We start from the raw sequence: 18818 nt of genomic DNA on the forward strand, positions 1-18818 counted from the left end.
CGATACGCGAGCAACCGAGGAGACGTGACATGATCCGCAAGGCAAAAGCTGTTTGGCAAGGCACCGGTCGCGACGGCACCGGCCATTTGACCAGCGAGTCCGGCGTGCTGGCCGAGACGCCCTATTCCTTCAAGACGCGTTTCGAGAACGAGAAAGGGACCAACCCCGAGGAATTGATCGCAGCCGCGCATGCTGGCTGCTTCACCATGGCGCTGGCGTTCGGCCTTCAGCTTGCCGGCTTCGCGCCGACCGAGTTGTCGACGGAGGCTGCAGTCTCGCTCGAGCCCGACGGCAAGGGGTTCAAGATCAGCAAGTCGGCGCTGACCCTGCGCGCCAAGGTGCCCAATCTGGATGACGCCGGTTTCGCCCGCATTGCAGGAGAGGCCGAAAAGAATTGTCCGGTGTCCAAGGTTCTCAACGCCGAAATCAGCCTCGACGCCAAGCTGGTCTAGTTGCGGTGCTTCAATTAAGTTGTCCATCCGGCTCCCCGGCAGAATGTCGGAACCGGATGGACGTCCCTGGCCGATTGGGAGCTGACAGATGACGACAGAGCGCGCAGTTTTGGCTGGAGGCTGCTTCTGGGGCATGCAGGACCTCATCCGCAAGCAGCCCGGAATTGTCTCCACGCGCGTCGGGTACACCGGCGGTGCTGTGAAGAACGCCACCTATCGCAATCACGAAGGTCATGCCGAAGCGATCGAGATCATCTTCGATCCGGCAAAGACCAGTTATCGAACGATGCTGGAGTTCTTCTTCCAGATCCACGATCCCACCACGCTCAACCGTCAGGGCAATGATCTGGGGACGAGCTATCGCTCGGCGATTTTCTACACGTCGGACGAACAGAAGCGCGTTGCCGAAGACACCATTGCCGATGTCGAAGCATCGGGTCTGTGGCCCGGCAAGGTGGTGACGGAAACGGCACCCGTCGGCGAATTCTGGGAGGCTGAGCCCGAGCATCAGGATTACCTCGAGCGCTATCCCGACGGCTACACCTGCCACTTCATCCGGCCGAACTGGAAGCTGCCGCGGCGCGCAGTTGCTGCGGGAGGCTAGATCCGGACGGGGGATTTCAGGCTACGCCCGCAATTGCGCGATCAGGCTGCGCGCGATCCGCATATCGGCGATGTCGGGTCCTTCGGTCAGCGCGCCACAGACCGTCTCTAGAATGGCGAGTGCGTCTGCGCGCTGGTCTCGTTCAATCCTGAGCTTTGCGATGCTGACGGCGCATCGCAGCTGCCAGAAGTTTGCGCCCTGCTGTGTTGCAAGGTCCATGGCCTGGTGAAAACAGGCGTCGGCAGCTTCCGATCGGGGCGTTTCTCTCAGCATGAGATCGCCCTTGATACGGAGCAGCTCCGGCAGGTACCAGCGTTCCTGCCGGTCGTTGCAACGCTCCAACGCGTTCTCGATCGTGTCAAAGCCCTGATGGATCTGATTGGCCTGTCCGAAACATGCCGCGAGCTCGCCGAGCAGGGGAAGAAAGCGCGGCAGGAAGCGCGCGTCGCCGGCACGGTTGAGCTCGTCGCGCAGCAGCGGCAAGCCTGCCTCGACGTCCGTGCGCTTTGCAACGACCAGGGCGTTGAATGCACGGGCCCACAGCCCCCAGAGCCGGATCGCGTGGCGATCGGTGTGCTCGAGCAACTCGGTCCCGTAGCGCTCGGCGGCATCGTAGTCCCCGGCCAGAAAAGCGATCGGGCACGCGGCCTGTCCGAGCACGCTGCAGAAGGTCAACGCGTGGCCGTTGGCGCGGCCTTCATGGATGTTGCGCTCGGCGAGCGCGAGAGCCTGATCCGCGTGACCTTGAAGCCACAGAATGCGGGCGCGGAAATACTGTGTCGATATCCGTAAGTCGAGCGGGAATATCTTGGGCTTCTCGGCCAGCACATGCAGGGACGCATTCACCCGGTCGATACGAACGCGCGCCTCGCTCTGATCACCGAGATAATGCAGGGCAACGGCCATGAGCCGGTCCGCCAGCATGAGGTCGGTCTTGTCAGATGAGCTCGACGCGGCTTCGGCGAAGCGATCGGCGAGCGCGCGCGCCTTGCCGAATGCACCGTTGTTGAACTGGTCGATGCACAAGCCCCAGAGCGCCCGCAGCCGGAAATCCTTGTCGTCCAGCCTGTCGGCCAGTTCGAGCGTGGCTTCGAGGATCGGGCGGGCCTCGCGCGCGCGTCCTTCGCCGTACATCAGCGACCAGCCGAGCGCGGCCAGGAGCTGCATGCGCACCCTGTTGTCGCCGTGGTCGCCGAGCGCGGCCAGCGCGGTCCTGACGCGTTCGCGGCACTCGGCGAACATCGACAGGCGCACCCAGAGCGTCACCGCCGCCGCCGTCAACGCGATGCCAAGCTGTGCATCACCATCTGCGGAAAAGGCCCAATCCAGTGCAGCGCGCAGATTGTCCAGTTCGGCGCCGTAGGTGCCGAGCCAGTCTGGCAATGGAGAAGAGGTCTCGGCTTCAGCGCGCTCGAACAGGTCGCGAAAATAGTCGGCATGCCGCCGCGCAATCCGTTTCGCTTCGCCGGCCTCGTTCAGCTTGCCGAGTGCATAGGTGCGCGTGGTATCCAGCAGCCGATAACGCAGCGTTCTTGCGCCCGATGGTGCGATCAGGGATTTGGTGACGAGATTGTCGATCGCCTCCATGGTCGCGGCTGCACTAAGCCCGTCGCCTGCGGCGACGGAGGCGGCCGCCTCCGGCGTGAACCGGCCGACGAAGACCGACAATCTCCGCAAGATCGCGCTCTCGGTTGCGGGAAGGAGGTCGTAGCTCCAGTCTAGCGCGGCGCCGAGCGTCTGGTGTCGCGGGATGGCCGTGCGTCGCCCACGCCATTGCAGCGAGAAGCGGCTGTCAAGCAGGGATGCCGTGCCGGCGATTCCATAGGCATTGACGCGCCCCGCCGCGAGCTCGATTGCGAGTGCGATGCCGTCGAGGCGGCGGCAGATGTCCGCCACCAGGGGGGCTTCTTCCTCGCTGAGCTGGAATGGTCCGGAACTCTGCGCGATACGCTCGAGAAAGAGCTGGGCTGCGGGATAGGTGAGGACGTCGGCCACGGTGAGATCGTTACGTTGGGGCGGGCAATCCAGCGGAAACAGTCGAAATATCCGTTCGCCTTCGCTGCGAAAGGATTCGCGGCTGGTTGCCAGCACATGCAATCGCGGCGCGTCGCGGACGAGGTGCTCGACGAGCGGCGCGAGGATCTCCAGCACGTGCTCGCAACTGTCGAAGATCAGTAGCACTGGCTTTGCCTGGAGATGCGTCAGCAGGGCCGGCAGCGGATCCTCCGCATCGATGGACAGTCCGAGCGTCGAGGCGATGGTGATCGCGGCGAGTTCGGGCTTCCTGACCGGTCCAAAGTCAACGAAAAAGACGTGTCCGTCGAAACGCGTGAGCTGGCGATGGCCCACGGCCACCGCCACCGCGGTCTTGCCGATGCCGCCGGGGCCGACCACGGTGACGAAACGGTGCTGCGTAAGCCCGCTCGAAATCTTTTCGATGATATCGTCTCGTCCGATCACCCGGGCGAGCGGAGCGGGAAGCGAGCGAGGGAGAGGGACGTCAACCGGGGAAGGCTGGATCTCGGCGGGGGTCTGGGCGAGAGTCGCGACGAAGCAATAGCCACGGCCGGGGACGTTGACGACATAGCGGGCGGACTTGCCGGTGTCGCCGAGTGCTTTTCGCAGCGCTGCGATGTGAAAGCGAAGGCTGCCGTCGTCGACATTCACGTCGGCCCAGACGCGTTTGACCAGCTCGCGCTTGTCGACGACTTCGCCGGGCCGCTCGGCCAGGAAGATCAGGATGTCGAGCGCGCGGCCTCCGACGTGAAGATGCGCGCCGTCCTTCTCCAGGAGGCGGGACTTCGGAAGCAGTCGAAATGGCCCAAAAGAAATGGCCGAGTCTTGGTTGTTATCGTCTGGCACGCGCCATCGCCCCCTCGGCCGGGAGTCAAAAGTGTTTGAACCGGTCTAGCAGATCGAGGAGGTGAGTAAACTGGACGAAAGGAGCGAGGGACCGCGGCGGATGTGCACCTCGCCGCGTCGGTCGACCGCGTGCGACGAAATATCTCTTTCGAACGAATGGGTTATGGCGATGCCGGTCTGGTGCCGTTCCGGCCACTTCCGGTTCCGCGTAGCGGGCATGCCTGAAGCGAGGTGGAGGTGGTCGCTCCGTGTTCAGCGATAGCTCATCTCACGAGGCATGCCGCCATTGACGATCGCCGCATGCTGCTGCGAATGGGTTTTTGGAGTCGGTCTCGCCTCCGACGGGAGCTCACGACATTTGGAACAGGACATGCCTTCCCTCTCGCGGCGAGACTTCGTCAATGCGGCCACGTTTGCAGCGGCGCTCGCGGGAGTTCCAAATTGTGGCAGCGCCGCCGATTATCCCTCGCGTCCCATTCGGCTGGTGATTCCATATGCCGCCGGTGGCTCAGGGGATCAGATCGGGCGCCCCTGGGTTGAGAAGATGTCATCTCAGCTCGGCCCGACGTTTGTCGACAACATTGGAGGCGCGGGCGGTGCGATCGGCACGACCGCTGTCGCGCGCGAGAAGCCCGATGGCTATTCACTGCTGCTCGGAAACGGCAGCACGCAGGTCATCATTCCGCTGACGACGCCAAATCCCACTTATGCCATCGGCGATTTCCGGGCGATCTATCGCCTGATCAGCAGTGCACTGGTTTTCGCCATCCATCCGTCGGTGCCGGCCGCAGATCTGCAAGGCCTGATCGCTCATGCGAGGAGCAATCCCGGCAAGCTGTCCTATGGGACGCCCGGCATCGGCACCGGCAATCATCTCGTTGGCGAGATGTTCAAGCGGCAGGCAGGCGCTTTGGATATCGTCCACATTCCTTATCGAGGAATCTCGCAGGCCACCAACGATCTCGTCAGCGGCCAGATATCTCTCGTTGTGGCCGTCATGTCCGTTCAACTGTTGCAACTCAGCCGGACCGGCAAAATAAGGCTGCTCGCGGTCACGACCGACAAGCGCCTGAGCGGCGCTCCGGACATACCGACCGCCATTGAATCGGGCATGCCGGATCTCAGCTATGAGGGATGGTTCGGCCTGTTCGCACCGAAACAGACGGAAGATGTGATCATCGACCGCATCGCGCAGGCCACACGCGCGGCGATGGCTGGTGCCGCGCTCCAGGCGAACTATCGCGCGCAGGGCATGGAGCCTGATGGCGATTCCAGCCCGGGCAAATTCCAGCGAATTGTCGACGCCACCTCGGCTAGTCTTGCTCCCGTGATCAAGTCGATCGGCCTGCAGTCGCTCTAAGCCTTCCGGCGTCGGTCCTTATCCCTGCGAATTCATCCGCTTCGAGGCGGGTAACGCCGGCTCTCCGGACCGACGTTCGCACCCGCACGCGTCGCGAAAGCCGGTCGCCATTTGCGGCGGAGGCGTGATCTGCCATTGACAGGTCGCCCGGGGTGATAGAATTATAACAACATAAGTTGCAAAAATAACAATATGTCACCATCGTACCAGCGTCTCGCAGGGCCGACGGGAGGAAAGTTTGGAATTGTCCGGTTCGGTTGCAGCAGAACCTCGGCCGTCGACCTCGCTTGTGATGGTCAGTGCCATCAACAAGCGCTTCGGCGGCGTGCGCGCGCTGCGCGACGTCAACCTCGAGGTCCGGGCCGGCGAGGTGCACGCGCTGCTGGGGGAGAACGGCGCCGGAAAATCCACGCTGATCAAGATCCTCAGTGGTGTTCATGCTCTCGACAGCGGCACGATCGAGATCGCCGGCAGGCCGGTGGAGTTTGACAGCCCGGCAAAGTCGCGCGAGGCGGGGATCGCCGTCGTCTATCAGGATCTCAGCCTCGTCGAATCTCTGAGTGTCGCGGACAATTTGTTGCTCGGCCGCGAGCCACGCGCAGCATTCGGTTTTGTCCGGAAACGCGCGCTGATGGCCAGGGCCGAAGCGTTCCTGAAAGAGCTCGGCATTCCCCTCGATACGAGAGCGACAGTCGGCTCGCTGCCGTTCGCCTATCGCCAGATGACGGAGATCGCAAAGGCCCTGATGGGCGAGGTCCGGCTTCTGATCCTCGACGAGCCGACCTCCTCGCTGACATCGGATGAAGTCCGGATCCTGTTCGATGCGATCGGAAAGGCGACGCGCCGCGGAGTCGGCGTGATCTATGTGACGCATCGGCTTAACGAGGTTTTCGAGATCTCGCAGCGTGTCACCGTGCTGCGCGATGGCGCCAATGCCGGCACGTTTGTTACCGCCGATACGGACATGAAGCGGCTGGTAAACGCCATCGTCGGAGCCGATCGATCGCCATCAATCGTCTCGCGCAACGAGCCTGCCCCCAAGCGTGATTTGAATCCATCGCCAGTTCTGTCGCTGTTGGATGTCTCCAACGACCGGCTTCGCGCCGTCGATCTTGCCGTGTTGAAGGGCGAGATCCACGGCCTCGCCGGGTTGATAGGTAGCGGGCGCACGGAGATTCTGGAGACGGTGTTCGGCCTCCGGCCGCTCGAGAGCGGCGCAATCGAAATCGAAGGCCGCCGATGGCTGCCGGCAGGCCCATCCGATGCGATCGAGCAGGGCATCGCGCTGGTGCCGGAAGATCGGCACGTGCAGGGCCTGGTCCTGGACCATTCGATCGAACGCAACGTCACCTTGCCGCGGATTCCCCATTTCTCGCGCTGGGGCTGGATGCAGCAACGCGCCGCCGCCAGGCGCGCGGAAAGTGCGATCGCCAGGCTCGCGGTGAAAGCACAAGGCGCTTCGAGCTTGGTCAGGACGCTCTCGGGCGGCAACCAGCAAAAGGTCGTGTTCGGGAAATGGAATGATCCGCGGCCGCGCGTGCTGCTGCTGGACGAGCCGACGGTCGGCGTCGACGTCGGCGCCCGCGAGGAAATCTATGCCGTGATCCGGAACGCCGCCCGCGATGGCAGCGGGGTTCTGGTCGTCTCGTCCGATCTCGTCGAGTTGATCGAGCTTTGCGACCGCATCTCCGTCATCGTCAACGGCCGTGTGGCTCGTACGCTTTCGCGCGGCGAGATCTTTGATGCCGAAGAGCTGCATCATCTCCTCCAGATGTACCAGGCCTCCACGCCCGGTCCCTTGCAAGAGCTTTCCGCATGACCGAACTGACTGCTCCCAACGTGGTCGCCGCGTCGACCCGGTCCGATCGCCGCCGCAAGATTCTCCAGAATCTGCTGCGGGGTGAGCGGCCCTACATGCTGTACATCGCCTTCGTGATCCTGCTGGTCGTGTTCAGCCTGTCCTCGCCCTGGTTCCTGTCGGTCGACAATTTCCTGAACATCGGGCGCCAGACCACGCTGGTGTCGATCATCGCGGTCGGCATGACCTTCATCATCATCGCGCGTCAGATCGATCTGTCGGTTGCCTCGACGTTGGCGCTGTCGGGCATGGCGGCCGCTCTCGCGATGAGCCAGATCAACAACAGCTGGATCGTGGGCGCCGTGGCCGGGCTCGGAACCGGCGCGCTGGTCGGGCTGATCAACGGCATCCTGACCACACAGCTGTCGATCCCGTCCTTCCTGGTGACGCTGGGCTCGCTGAGCATGGCGCGCGGACTGGCGATGATGGTGACCAATACCAAGCCTGTCATCATCACCAACGAGACCTATTTCGCGATCTTTGGCGAAGGCACATTCCTCGGCATACCGGTCCCTATCGCCTGGACGTTGGCGGCGATGATCGTCGGCATCCTGCTGCTGCACTACAACGTGTTCGGCCGCCGCATCTACGCGGTCGGCGGTAATCCGACCGCGGCGCTCTATTCCGGCATCAACACCAAGCGCATCACGACGGCAGCCTTTGTCCTGACCGGCACGCTGGCTGGTCTGGCAGCGCTGGTGCTGTCCGCGCGGTCACATGCCGCGCGGCCCGACGTCGTGCAGGGGATGGAGCTCGACGTCATCGCCGCTGTGATCCTCGGCGGCTGCAGCCTGTTCGGCGGGCGCGGCTACATCCTGGGAACGCTGTTCGGAAGCCTGATCATCGGCACGCTGAATAACGGTCTTGTCCTGCTCGGCGTGAGCTCGCCGATGCAGCTCGTGATCAAGGGCGCGATCATCGTTGCCGCAGTTGCCTTTACGAAACGCTAGTCGACGTCAGGCGCCGCGCGTGAGCCACACGTTCATCGCGCTGCGTGGGTAGGGGCAAGGTCGCTGGCCCTCCGGTGAATCGGCGACCAAAATGGAGGAAACAATGAAACCAATCTTGCGACAAACCTTGCCTTTGACTGTGTTGATGGCTGCTGCTGCGGCCGTTTCGATTGTCCCCTCGGCCCACGCCGAAGTGCCCGCGACCTGCGTCAAGGGTGTCGATCTTGCAAAGCTCGGGCCGAAATCGATCGTCGGCCAGGGCCCCCACGGCGAGAAGGCGGCTTCGCCCGAGGTGCTCGCGCTGTCGGAGGCCGATGCTGCGAAGATCAAGGAGAAGCACTTCAAGGTCGGCATCTCCATGCAGACGGTCAATCTCGACTGGTCGCAGCTCCAGATCCAGGGCATCACCGATACGCTGAAGAAGTACGGCGTGACGGTGACGGGCGTCGCATCCGCCGAATATCAGGTGGACAAGCAGATCGCCGATATCGAGAACACCATCCAGCAACATCCAGACGGCATCATTTCGATTCCGGTCGATTTCACCGCGACCGCGCCGACCTACAAGAAGATCGCCAAGGCCGGCATCAAGCTCGTGCTGATGGACAGCATCCCGACCGGCCTGAAGCATCCCGAGGAATATGCGACGATGGTTTCGGCGGACAGCCAGGGCAACGGCCAGATCGCGGCGCAGATCCTGGCGTCCTGCATGCCGCAGGGCGGCACCATCGGTCTCGTCAATTTCGGCGTCGACTATTTCAGCACCAACGAGCGCACCAAGGGCGTGCGGGAGTGGATGAAGGCGAACCGGCCCGACATCAAGATGAAGCAGGTCGATTTCACCGATCCGCCGAAGGTCTCACAGATCGCGGGCGACTTTCTGACCGGCAATCCCGACGTCAAGGGACTGTACGCGGTATGGGATCAGCCGGCGCTCGACACGCTGAGCTCGATGCGGGCTCAGGGCATCGATATTCCCATGACGACGGTCGATCTCGGCCTGCAATCGGCCATCGAGATTGCCAAGGGCGGTCCGCTGAAGGCCACCGGCTCGCAGCGTCCCTATGATCAGGGCGTTGCCGAGGCGATGGCGATGATGAATGCACTGCTGGGGAAGGAAACGCCCGGCTGGGTCGGTGTGCAGTCGCTGCCGGTGACGCAGTCGAACGTGTTGGAGTCCTTCAAGACCGTCTTCAAGAAGGACCCGCCGGCCGAGCTGACGGATGCCTGCAACAAGGCGAAGCCGGCCTGCAACTGAGGGCGCAGAAGCGATGCGCGGCTCTTTGGAGTCGCGCATCGTTCAGCAGGCCTGGTCCGGGTGAACCAGCCCCGTCCGGATCAGGCTGCGCTGGTGACGTATTCGACGGTAAGGCCGCGGAAGTGCTTGCGCGTGTCCGCCGGCACGGAACCTCCGACGATGATCCGCGAGAATGAGCCGATGTCGGAGAAGAACGCCGGCTTGAGGCTGCCGAGCTTGCTGGCATCGACCACCAGGATGCTCTCCATCGCAGTGGCGATGACGGCCTGCTTGATGGCGACTTCGTGAAAATTCGAGCAGCTCGCGCCGCGGGTCCAGTGCAGGCCACCGGCCGAGATGAAAGCCTTGTTGACCCCGAGCCGCCGCAGATAGGACAGCGCGTCATCCGAGGAGAACGACTGCGACGATGGATGGTAAAGCCCGCCCATCAGCATCACCTGCGTCGCCGGCCGGTGGGTGACGATCGTGGCGACGTTCAGCGAATAGCAGATCACCGAGAGCGGCATGTCCTCGGGCAGGCAATCCGCCAGCGATTGCATCGTGGTGCCGCAATCGATGAAGATGGTGTCGCCTTCCCTGATCGAGGCGGCTGCGGACCGGCAGGCGAGGCGCTTGTCCTGCGTGTGCTGGTCGATTTCCTGCTCGAACGTGTACTTGATCCCGGTTGGCGACGCCGCGTTGACGACGTAGCCGCCGAGCAGGGCGAGCGTACCCTCCGGGCCGGCAAGGTCGCGCCTCACCGTCATCTCCGACACCTTCAGCAAGTCTGCGGCGTCCTTCAGATGCAGTGCGCCGCTCGTCTCGACGGCGCGGCGCAGCCGTTGCAGCCGCTGGACGCGGGACTCGCTTGAGCGTGCGGTCGGTGTTTCAGCCATTTTCGTCACCGAGCTTGCTTATCCGGTTGACAATGATCTTACAATGATGTGAGTTTAGCAACGTCAATTTGTTACAATAATAACATCTGACCTGAAGAGGCGTTTCGCTGTCGGCGATGGCGGGCAGAAGAAGCTCCAGCGGGCAAGGGATGGAGGATCGCATGTTGCAATCGGCAAATTCAGTCTATCTGTCGCGTCAGCCGATTCGCTAGCATCGCGCGGCGTACCGATGGCGCAGGGCGTCTTGATATCAAATCCATCCGCGGTGCCGGTGCAACCACATGCACGGGATCACAATCATCCGCATGCCATCGCGCGCAACAGCGGCCGCGCGCTCGAGATGGACTGGGTCGATGAGATCAGGATCAATCTCTCAGCCGCTGAGCGCCGAGTTGCGAGCCTGCCCGGCCGGCGCACCGTCAAGAAGGACGCGCAGGCGGCGTGGTTGCTCAAGGCGATCACCTGCATCGACCTGACGACGCTCAACGGCGACGATACGACCGAACGCGTGAAGCGCCTCTGCGCCAAGGCGCGGTCGCCGCTGCGAAGCGACCTCCTCGAGGCCCTCGGCTTTGCCGGGCGCGGTCTGCACACGGGTGCGATCTGCGTCTATCATCGCTTCGTCGCGACCGCGGTCGAGGCGCTCGATGGATCTGACATTCCGGTGGCTGCGGTCTCGACCGGATTTCCTGCGGGCCTCATCCCCCACGATCTGAAGCTCAAGGAGATCGAGGCGTCGGTCAGGGACGGCGCGCAGGAGATCGACATCGTCATCACGCGTGAGCATGTGTTGACGGGAGATTGGCGGGCGCTCTACGCCGAGGTGCGGGATTTCCGCGCCGCCTGCGGCGATGCGCATCTGAAGACCATCCTGGCAACCGGCGACCTCAAGACGTTGCGCAATGTCGCCAAGGCCTCGATGGTTTGCATGATGGCCGGCGCTGACTTCATCAAGACCTCGACCGGCAAGGAAGGCGTCAATGCCACGCTGCCGGTGACGCTCGCAATGCTGCGCATGATCAGGGTCTATGAGGAGCGCACCGGCTTCAAGATCGGCTTCAAGCCGGCCGGAGGCATTTCGACAGCGAAGGACGTGCTCAACTACCAGTTCCTGATGAAGGAGGAGTTGGGGCGCGATTGGCTCGAACCGGAGCTGTTTCGCGTCGGCGCCTCGAGCCTGCTCGCCGACATCGAGCGCCAGCTCGAGCATCACGTCACCGGCCGCTACTCGGCCTTCAACCGTCACCCCGTGGGCTGAGCATGAGTGTCGCACATTATTACGAGACCATGGAGTATGGTCCCGCTCCCGAGGCGGATGGCGAGGCGCGGGCCTGGCTGAAGCGTCACGACGCAACCTTCGGGCATTTCATCGCCGGCAAATACGCAGCTCCCGCTTCGGGTCGGCATCTGACGACGATCGAGCCGGCCACCGGCAAGGCATTGGCCAAGATCGCGCAAGGCGCCGCAGCCGACGTCGAGGCTGCTGTTGGCGCCGCGCGATCCGCGCAATCACCGTGGGCGAAGCTCGGCGGTCACGGTCGTGCCCGTCATCTCTATGCGCTGGCACGCATGCTGCAGCGTCATGCGCGGCTGTTCGCGGTTCTAGAAGCGATCGACAACGGCAAGCCGATCAGGGAAACCCGCGATCTCGACGTGCCGCTCGCCGCGCGCCACTTCCTGTATCACGCCGGCTGGGCGCAATTGCAGGAGCGCGAGTTCGCCGATCACGTGCCGGTCGGTGTGGTCGGCCAGATCATCCCCTGGAATTTCCCACTGCTGATGCTGGCCTGGAAGATCGCGCCTGCGCTGGCGGCCGGCAACACCGTGGTGCTGAAGCCGGCAGAATTCACTTCGCTCACTGCGCTGCTGTTCGCGGAGCTTGCGGTAGAAGCGGGCCTGCCGCCCGGCGTTTTGAATGTAGTGACAGGTGATGGCGCCACCGGCGCGCTGCTCGTCGAAAATCCCGGCGTCGACAAGATCGCTTTCACCGGATCGACCGAGGTCGGTCGGTCGATCCGCCAGTCGACCGCAGGCAGCGGCAAGTCGCTGACGCTCGAGCTCGGCGGCAAGTCGCCGTTCATCGTGTTCGACGATGCCGATATCGATGGCGCCGTCGAAGGCGTGGTGGATGCGATCTGGTTCAACCAGGGCCAGGTCTGCTGCGCCGGATCGCGGCTGCTGTTGCAGGAAGGGATCGCAGAGACATTCCGCAAGCGCCTGATCCGCCGCATGGAGACGCTGCGTGTCGGCCCGCCGCTCGACAAGGCGATCGACATGGGCGCGGTGGTGGCACCAGTGCAGCTCGAGCGGATCAAGGCGCTGGTTGAAACGGGAGTGAAGGAGGGCGCCGAGAAGTATCAGGCCTCTGGCGCAATCCCTGCGGAGGGATGCTTCTATCCCCCGACCTTGCTCTGGAACGTGCATCCGTCCTCGACGGTGGCGATCGAGGAGATCTTTGGGCCCGTGCTGGTCGCGATGACCTTCCGCACGCCTGACGAGGCGGTGATGCTCGCTAACAACACGCGCTATGGGCTTGCCGCCAGCGTCTGGAGCGAGACCATCGGCCTGGCGCTCGATATCGCGCCAAAACTTCAGGCCGGCGTGGTCTGGGTCAACGCGACCAATTTGTTTGATGCCAGCGTCGGCTTCGGCGGCTACCGCGAGTCCGGTTTCGGCCGGGAAGGCGGCCGGGAAGGCCTCACCGAATATCTCAAGCCGAAGGCATGGAGCGGGCGGAAGGCGCGCGCCAAGCTGCCGCCATTCCCGGCGGCTCCTACCGATGGCGCCGGGTTTGGCACGCCGTCGATCGACCGGACCGCAAAGCTGTTCGTCGGTGGCAAGCAGGTCCGGCCCGACGGAAATTATTCGCGTGCGGTGCTGTCGCCGAAGGGGAAGCACCTGGGCGAAGTCGGTGAGGGCAATCGCAAGGATATTCGTAACGCCGTGGCCGCCGCTCGTTCGGCCGAGGGGTGGGCGCGGGCGACGGCGCATAATCGCGCCCAAATCCTCTATTACCTTGCCGAGAATCTATCCGCGCGCGGCGACGAGTTCGCCCGGCGCATCGGTGACATGACCGGCGTTTCGTCCGCAAAGGCGCGCGCGGAGGTCGAGGCGAGTATCGAGCGGCTGTTCAGCTATGGCGCCTGGGCGGACAAATATGAGGGGACGATCCATGCACCGCCGCTGCGTGGCGTTGCGCTTGCCATGCACGAGCCGATCGGCGTCGTCGGGGTGGCCTGTCCGGACGAGGCGCCGCTGCTGGGCTTCATCAGCCTGGTGGCTCCGTTGATCGCGATGGGCAACCGCGTCGTCGCGGTCCCGAGCGAGCGGCATCCGCTGGCCGCAACCGATTTCTACCAGGTGCTGGAGACGTCGGACGTGCCGGCAGGGGTCGTCAACATTGTCACCGGCGAGCGCGATGCGCTTGTAAAGGTCCTTGCCGAGCATGACGACGTCGACGCGCTCTGGGTGTTCGGTTCGCAGGAGGCCTCAACAGCGGCGGAGCAGCTGTCGGTCGGCAATCTCAAGCGGACGCTGGTCGACCACGGGCTGGCGCTCGATTGGTACGACAGGGCGGCGAGCGAGGGTCCGATCCTGCTCCGTCATGCGGTGCAGGTGAAAAACATCTGGATTCCCTATGGCGACTAGAGACGTCACCTTGCCGTGATATGAATGAGCACCCGGACCATCAGAGTTCGGGCGATCTTTGAAGACAAGGGAAGGACACAACATGCTCAAGGGCATCAATCCACTGCTCAATGCCGACGTGCTCTATGCCCTGCGCGCAATGGGGCACGGCGATCGCCTCGTGGTGTGCGATACCAATTTCCCGGCTGACTCGATCGCGCGCCAGACCGTGTTCGGCGAGCTGCTTCGCATCGACAATGTCAGCACGGCCAAGGCGATCGAAGCCATTCTCTCGGTGATGCCGCTCGACACCTTCGTCGACGATGCCGCGATCCGCATGGAGATCGTCGGCCAGCCGCAGGAGGTGCCGCCGGTGCAGCGCGAGGTGCAGGCCGCGATCGACCGCGCCGAGGGACGCTCCTGGCCGCTGGTCGGGGTCGAGCGCCATGCCTTCTATGAAAGAGCCAAGTCGGCCTATTGCGTGATCGCCACCGGCGAGCGGCGCTTCTATGGCTGCTTCCTGTTCTCCAAAGGCGTCATCGCGCCGGACGGAGAGTGACGACCATGAGCAAGAGTGGCGTCGCTGTCCTCGGCATCTTCGTCGTCGATCTGGCCTTCCGGGCTGGCAATATGCCTGCGATCGGCGAAACCATCGCCGGTTCGGGATTTGCCATGGGTCCGGGCGGCAAGGGATCGAACCAGGCTGTCGCCGCGGCGCGCGCCGGCGCGGATGTGACCTTCATCTCCCGGATCGGCAGCGATGCCTTCGGTGACCTTGCCATCAAGACCTGGGAAGCCGAAGGAATTCGTCCGCGCGTGGCCAGAGCCAAGGAGGCGCCGACCGGTGCCGCCTTCATCTACGTCCACGAGACGCGCGGCGACAACGCCATCATCGTGGTGAGCGGGGCGGCCGATGGTCTTAGCCCTACCGACGTCGACGCTGCTGCAGAGGCGATCCGCAACAGCCGCGTCTTCGTGACCCAGCTCGAACAGCCGGTCTCCGCCGCGCAGCGCGGCCTCGAGATCGCGCGCGCGGCGGGCAGCGTTACGGTGTTCAATCCCGCACCGGCGGGCGCATTCGATGACAGCCTGTTCGCCTTGTGCGACTACGTCGTTCCCAACGAGACCGAGGCGGAAGCGCTGACCGGGATCGCAGTCAGCGATCTTGCCGGCGCCCGCCGCGCCGGAGATGCGCTGCTCGCCAAGGGGGCGGGGACTGCGCTGATCACGCTCGGCGAACGCGGCGCGCTGTTTCATGGGCGCGATCGCTCGCTGCATGTGCCGCCGTTCGCTGCCGGCAAGGTGGTCGAGACTGCGGGCGCGGGCGATGCCTTCGTCGGCGGTTTCGCGGCAGCGCTCGCGGGCGGTGCCGATCCGTTGGAAGCGGCGCGCTTCGGCTCGGCGACGGCCGGGATTTCTGTGACGCGCGCCGGCACTGCGCCCGCCATGCCGCGGCGGGCGGAGATCGAAGCCCTGTTGAAGGGATGACCTGCTGATGATGCGGAACGATCCGATCAAGCATGTCTTCATCTGGCCGGCGGTGCTCGTCGTGCTGGCGATCTCGATCTTTCCGTTGATCTACTCGTTTACCACGAGCTTCCTCAGCTATCGCCTGATTCCGCCGATCCCGCCGCGCGTGGTGTGGCTCGGCAATTATGCGACGCTGTTGCAGGAACCGCGCTTCTGGAATGCGATCCTCACGACGACGCTGATCGCCTTCATCGCGGTCGGCTTGCAATATGTGATCGGATTCGGTGTCGCGCTCGCGCTGAACGCGCGCGTGCCGGGCGAGCGGCTGTTTCGCGTTGCCTTGCTGCTGCCGATGCTGCTGGCCCCGGTTGCTGTCGCGCTTGTTGCCCGCATGATCTTCAATCCGACGATGGGGCCGCTCAACCAGTTCCTCTCCATGTTCGGTCTCGCAAACCTGCCGTTCCTCACCAACGGGCATTGGGCGCTCGGCTGCATCATCGCGGTAGAAATCTGGCAGTGGACGCCGTTCGTCATCCTGATGATGCTGGCCGGCCTGCAAACGCTTCCTGAGGATGTCTATGAGGCGGCCGAGCTCGAGAACGCCAGCGCCTGGCAGCAATTCTGGGGCATCACGTTTCCGATGATGCTGCCGATTTCGGCCGCGGTGGTCTTCATCCGCCTGATCGAGAGTTACAAGATCATGGATACCGTCTTCGTGATGACGGGCGGCGGACCGGGCGTGGACACAGAGACGCTGACCTTGTTCGCCTATCAGGAGGGCTTCAAGAAGTTCAATCTCGGCTACACCTCCGCGCTGAGCTTCCTGTTCCTGATTGCCATCACGATCATCGGGGTGACTTATCTGGCGTTGCTGCGTCCGCATCTGGAGAAGCGCCGATGAGCGGGCAGGGCCTCACCGGACTGTCGAACTGGAGCCGGCGCCTGGTCGCGCTCGGCGTGCTCGCCTGGTGCCTGATCACGGCGTTTCCGCTCTATTGGGTGGTGGTGACCGCGTTCAAGACCCCGCCGGGCGTGGTCGGCGGCCCGACCTATATTCCGTTCGTCGATTTCACGCCGACGCTGCAGCCCTTCATCGATCTCTATCAGGGAATCCGGGGTGAATTCTTCCGGACATTCCTGAATTCGACCATCGTCGGTCTATCGGCGGCGGCGATCGCGACCGCAATCGGCGCGATGGCGGCTTATGCGCTGGTGCGGTTCGAGTTCAAGGTGCGCTTTGGTGCCGGCCTGATCTTCTTCCTGCTCGCGCTCGGCGGCTATCTGCTGTTCAACAACAATCTTGGATTCACCCGGGCGCAGGCGCTGCTGCTCGCGTTTCCGATCGCGCTGGTCGTCGCCATCGCTGCCAACCGCCTGCCGCTGCCGGGCCCGATCCTCGGCAACGAGGACATCCTGTTCTGGTTCGTCAGTCAGCGCATGTTCCCACCGATCGTCACGGCCTTTGCGCTCTATCTGCTGTACAGCGAGATCGGCAGGCTCGGCTTCCAGCTCATCGACAGCTATGTCGGTCTGACGCTGTGCTACGTCGCGTTCTCGCTGCCGATCGTCGTCTGGCTGATGCGCGATTTCTTCGAGGCGATCCCGATCGAGGTGGAGGAAGCCGCGATGGTCGACAACGTGCCGAGCTGGCGCATCTTCCTCGGCATCGTGGTGCCGATGTCGATGAACGGGCTGCTGGCGACGTTCATGATCACGCTGGCCTTTGTCTGGAACGAGTTCCTGTTTGCGCTGTTCCTGACCAATTCCAAATGGCAGACGCTGCCGATCCTGGTGGCGGGACAGAACAGCCAGCGCGGCGACGAATGGTGGGCGATCTCGGCCGCGGCGCTCGTCGCCATCATTCCGATGATGATCATGGCGGGCCTGCTCAGTCGCATGATGCGGTCGGGTCTGCTGCTCGGGGCAATCAAATAGCAAAAACTCAGTAGGGAGGACTGGACGATGTTACGACGAACGTTTCTGATGCTGACCACTTCGCTCGCGGTGGCTTGCAGTGCAAGCCTAGCGAACGCGGCCTGTAGCCCGGATTACTCCGGCGTCACCCTGACGGTGGCGTCGCAGACCGGACCGTATATCGCTTCCGCGCTCAAGCTCGGCGCGGATGAATGGACCAAGAAGACTTGCGGCAAGGTCAATGTCGTCGAGTTTCCGTGGTCGGAGCTCTACCCGAAGATCGTCACGTCGCTCACCGCCTCGGACGCGACGTTCGATCTGGTCAGCTTCGCGCCGGCCTGGCTGCCGGACTTCGTTCCCTATCTCAGCGAGATGCCGAAGGCGATGCAGTCCGGCAAGGATTGGGACGATGTCGAGCCGGCCTATCGCGAACGGCTGATGGTGTGGGAAGGCAAGATCTATTCGCAATCGATGGACGGCGACGTCCACACCTACACCTATCGCAGCGACCTGTTCAGCGATCCCAAGGAGAAGGACGCCTTCAAGGCCAAGTACGGCTATGATCTCGCGCCGCCCAAGACCTGGAAGCAATATCTCGATATTGCGGAGTTCTTCCAGCGCCCCGACAAGGGCCTTTGGGGCACCGCGGAAGCGTTCCGTCGCGGCGGCCAGCAGTTCTGGTTCTTCTTCAGCCACGCCGCCGCTTACACCAACAACCCGAACTATCCGGGTGCGATGTTCTTCGACCCCGAAACCATGGATGCCCAGATCAACAATCCGGGCTGGGTGAAGGGACTGGAAGAGTACATCCGTGCCTCGAAGCTTGGCCCGCCCAATGCGCTGAACTTCTCGTTCGGCGAGGTCAACGCGGCGGTCGCCGGCGGCCAGGTGGCGGAATCGATTGGCTGGGGCGACACCGGTGTGATCGCGGCCGATCCCAAGCAATCGAAGATTTCCGGCAAGGTCGGCTCGGCCGTGCTGCCCGGCTCTGACGAGATCTGGAACGCGAAAACCAAGAAATGGGACAAGTTCCCGGCAGTGCTGCCGGCGCCCTTCATGGCGTTCGGTGGGTGGCAGGTCGCCGTGCCCAAGGTGGGCAAGAACCAGCAGGCGGCATGGGACTTCGTCAAGACGCTGACAAGCCCTGAAGTCTCTGGTCAGGCCGCGATTACCGGCGGCACGGGTGTCAATCCTTACCGCAAGTCGCATACCGCGAATCTGGAGTTGTGGAACAAGATCTTCTCGCCGCAGGAGGCCAAGGAATATCTCGGCGCGCAGGCTGACTCCATCAACGGCAAGAACGTTGCGCTCGACATGCGTCTGCCCGGTTATTTCTCCTACACCGAGGTCGTGGAGATCGAGCTTGGCAAGGCGCTGGCTGGTCAGACCACGCCGCAGGCCGCACTGGATACGGTCGCAAAGGAATGGAATCGCCTGACCGACGAGTTCGGCCGCGCGAAGCAACTTGCCGCTTATCGTGCGGCGATGGGCCTTCCGCCCAAGAACTAGCTTCTCGCGGAGACTTCCCCGGATGATGCGTGAGCATCGTCCGGGCTTTGTTCGCCGTCGACATAAGGGACGGAAAAAG

15 protein-coding genes are annotated in these 18818 nt (G+C 63.4%); 13 read left to right on the top strand and 2 right to left on the bottom strand.

Annotation, left to right across the window (positions count from 1 at the left end):
• Window positions 1-29: 29 nt before the first annotated feature.
• A complete protein-coding gene (locus JQ587_RS22270; RefSeq protein ID WP_212426714.1) occupies window positions 30-452 on the top strand; it encodes an OsmC family protein in 423 nt (140 codons plus the stop codon).
• A gap of 88 nt (window positions 453-540) precedes the next feature.
• Window positions 541-1056, top strand: coding sequence for a peptide-methionine (S)-S-oxide reductase MsrA (gene msrA / locus JQ587_RS22275; protein ID WP_212300569.1), 516 nt, complete (start codon window positions 541-543; stop codon window positions 1054-1056).
• Window positions 1057-1077: 21 nt separating this feature from the next.
• Here the strand turns inward: msrA and JQ587_RS22280 are convergent, their stop codons facing one another.
• Window positions 1078-3918, bottom strand: coding sequence for an ATP-binding protein (locus JQ587_RS22280; protein ID WP_212426715.1), 2841 nt, complete (start codon window positions 3916-3918; stop codon window positions 1078-1080).
• 370 nt (window positions 3919-4288) lie between these two features.
• Here JQ587_RS22280 and JQ587_RS22285 point away from each other — a divergent pair, with 370 nt between their 5' ends.
• The 4 genes from JQ587_RS22285 (at window position 4289) to JQ587_RS22300 (ending at window position 9344) form a co-directional block, all read left to right on the top strand.
• Window positions 4289-5278 carry a Bug family tripartite tricarboxylate transporter substrate binding protein gene (locus JQ587_RS22285; RefSeq protein ID WP_212426716.1) on the top strand — a complete coding sequence of 330 codons (990 nt, stop codon included), beginning with the start codon at window positions 4289-4291 and terminating at the stop codon, window positions 5276-5278.
• Window positions 5279-5516: 238 nt separating this feature from the next.
• Entirely contained in the window at window positions 5517-7097 is a 1581-nt protein-coding gene (locus tag JQ587_RS22290; protein WP_212426717.1) for a sugar ABC transporter ATP-binding protein, read from the top strand.
• Entirely contained in the window at window positions 7094-8086 is a 993-nt protein-coding gene (locus tag JQ587_RS22295; protein WP_212300573.1) for an ABC transporter permease, read from the top strand. The genes JQ587_RS22290 and JQ587_RS22295 overlap by 4 nt, the downstream gene beginning before the upstream one ends.
• 145 nt (window positions 8087-8231) lie before the next feature.
• Window positions 8232-9344, top strand: a complete 1113-nt coding sequence (locus JQ587_RS22300) for a substrate-binding domain-containing protein (protein ID WP_249154456.1) — start codon at window positions 8232-8234, stop codon at window positions 9342-9344.
• Between the two features lie 80 nt (window positions 9345-9424).
• On the opposite strand, the gene JQ587_RS22305 is transcribed toward JQ587_RS22300, so the two are convergent.
• Window positions 9425-10219 carry a DeoR/GlpR family DNA-binding transcription regulator gene (locus JQ587_RS22305; RefSeq protein ID WP_212426718.1) on the bottom strand — a complete coding sequence of 265 codons (795 nt, stop codon included), beginning with the start codon at window positions 10217-10219 and terminating at the stop codon, window positions 9425-9427.
• Window positions 10220-10448: 229 nt separating this feature from the next.
• Between JQ587_RS22305 and deoC the strand changes: the two genes are divergently transcribed.
• From deoC to JQ587_RS22340, 7 genes are all read left to right on the top strand, one after another.
• Window positions 10449-11477 (top strand): deoxyribose-phosphate aldolase, encoded by a 1029-nt coding sequence (gene deoC / locus JQ587_RS22310; RefSeq protein ID WP_433995256.1) that lies wholly within the window; start codon window positions 10449-10451, stop codon window positions 11475-11477.
• Between the two features lie 2 nt (window positions 11478-11479).
• Entirely contained in the window at window positions 11480-13867 is a 2388-nt protein-coding gene (locus tag JQ587_RS22315) for an aldehyde dehydrogenase family protein (protein ID WP_212426719.1), read from the top strand.
• A gap of 82 nt (window positions 13868-13949) precedes the next feature.
• Window positions 13950-14405, top strand: coding sequence for an RbsD/FucU family protein (locus JQ587_RS22320; RefSeq protein WP_212300578.1), 456 nt, complete (start codon window positions 13950-13952; stop codon window positions 14403-14405).
• A 5-nt stretch (window positions 14406-14410) separates the two neighbouring features.
• Window positions 14411-15334 (top strand): ribokinase, encoded by a 924-nt coding sequence (rbsK, locus tag JQ587_RS22325; RefSeq protein WP_212426720.1) that lies wholly within the window; start codon window positions 14411-14413, stop codon window positions 15332-15334.
• A gap of 7 nt (window positions 15335-15341) precedes the next feature.
• Window positions 15342-16217: a carbohydrate ABC transporter permease gene (locus JQ587_RS22330; protein WP_212300580.1), complete on the top strand. Its 876-nt coding sequence runs from the start codon at window positions 15342-15344 to the stop codon at window positions 16215-16217.
• A complete protein-coding gene (locus tag JQ587_RS22335) occupies window positions 16214-17251 on the top strand; it encodes a carbohydrate ABC transporter permease (RefSeq protein ID WP_212426721.1) in 1038 nt (345 codons plus the stop codon). Before JQ587_RS22330 ends, JQ587_RS22335 begins: the two co-directional genes overlap by 4 nt.
• Window positions 17252-17299: 48 nt before the next feature.
• On the top strand, window positions 17300-18739 hold the full coding sequence (locus tag JQ587_RS22340; protein ID WP_249148863.1) for an extracellular solute-binding protein: 1440 nt from the start codon (window positions 17300-17302) through the stop codon (window positions 18737-18739).
• The last annotated feature ends 79 nt before the right edge of the window (window positions 18740-18818 follow it).

This window comes from Bradyrhizobium manausense, assembly GCF_018130615.1.
Lineage (GTDB): Bacteria > Pseudomonadota > Alphaproteobacteria > Rhizobiales > Xanthobacteraceae > Bradyrhizobium > Bradyrhizobium manausense_A.

Bases quoted from the DNA above. Each gene is read 5' to 3' on its own strand.
- deoC (WP_433995256.1), top strand. From the start codon at position 10,449: ATGGCGCAGGGCGTCTTGATATCAAATCCATCCGCGGTGCCGGTGCAA.
- JQ587_RS22335 (WP_212426721.1), top strand. From the start codon at position 16,214: ATGAGCGGGCAGGGCCTCACCGGACTGTCGAACTGGAGCCGGCGCCTG.
- msrA (WP_212300569.1), top strand. From the start codon at position 541: ATGACGACAGAGCGCGCAGTTTTGGCTGGAGGCTGCTTCTGGGGCATG.
- JQ587_RS22295 (WP_212300573.1), top strand. From the start codon at position 7,094: ATGACCGAACTGACTGCTCCCAACGTGGTCGCCGCGTCGACCCGGTCC.
- JQ587_RS22330 (WP_212300580.1), top strand. From the start codon at position 15,342: ATGATGCGGAACGATCCGATCAAGCATGTCTTCATCTGGCCGGCGGTG.
- JQ587_RS22320 (WP_212300578.1), top strand. From the start codon at position 13,950: ATGCTCAAGGGCATCAATCCACTGCTCAATGCCGACGTGCTCTATGCC.
- JQ587_RS22285 (WP_212426716.1), top strand. From the start codon at position 4,289: ATGCCTTCCCTCTCGCGGCGAGACTTCGTCAATGCGGCCACGTTTGCA.
- JQ587_RS22315 (WP_212426719.1), top strand. From the start codon at position 11,480: ATGAGTGTCGCACATTATTACGAGACCATGGAGTATGGTCCCGCTCCC.
- rbsK (WP_212426720.1), top strand. From the start codon at position 14,411: ATGAGCAAGAGTGGCGTCGCTGTCCTCGGCATCTTCGTCGTCGATCTG.
- JQ587_RS22300 (WP_249154456.1), top strand. From the start codon at position 8,232: ATGGCTGCTGCTGCGGCCGTTTCGATTGTCCCCTCGGCCCACGCCGAA.
- JQ587_RS22340 (WP_249148863.1), top strand. From the start codon at position 17,300: ATGCTGACCACTTCGCTCGCGGTGGCTTGCAGTGCAAGCCTAGCGAAC.
- JQ587_RS22305 (WP_212426718.1), bottom strand. From the start codon at position 10,219: ATGGCTGAAACACCGACCGCACGCTCAAGCGAGTCCCGCGTCCAGCGG.
- JQ587_RS22270 (WP_212426714.1), top strand. From the start codon at position 30: ATGATCCGCAAGGCAAAAGCTGTTTGGCAAGGCACCGGTCGCGACGGC.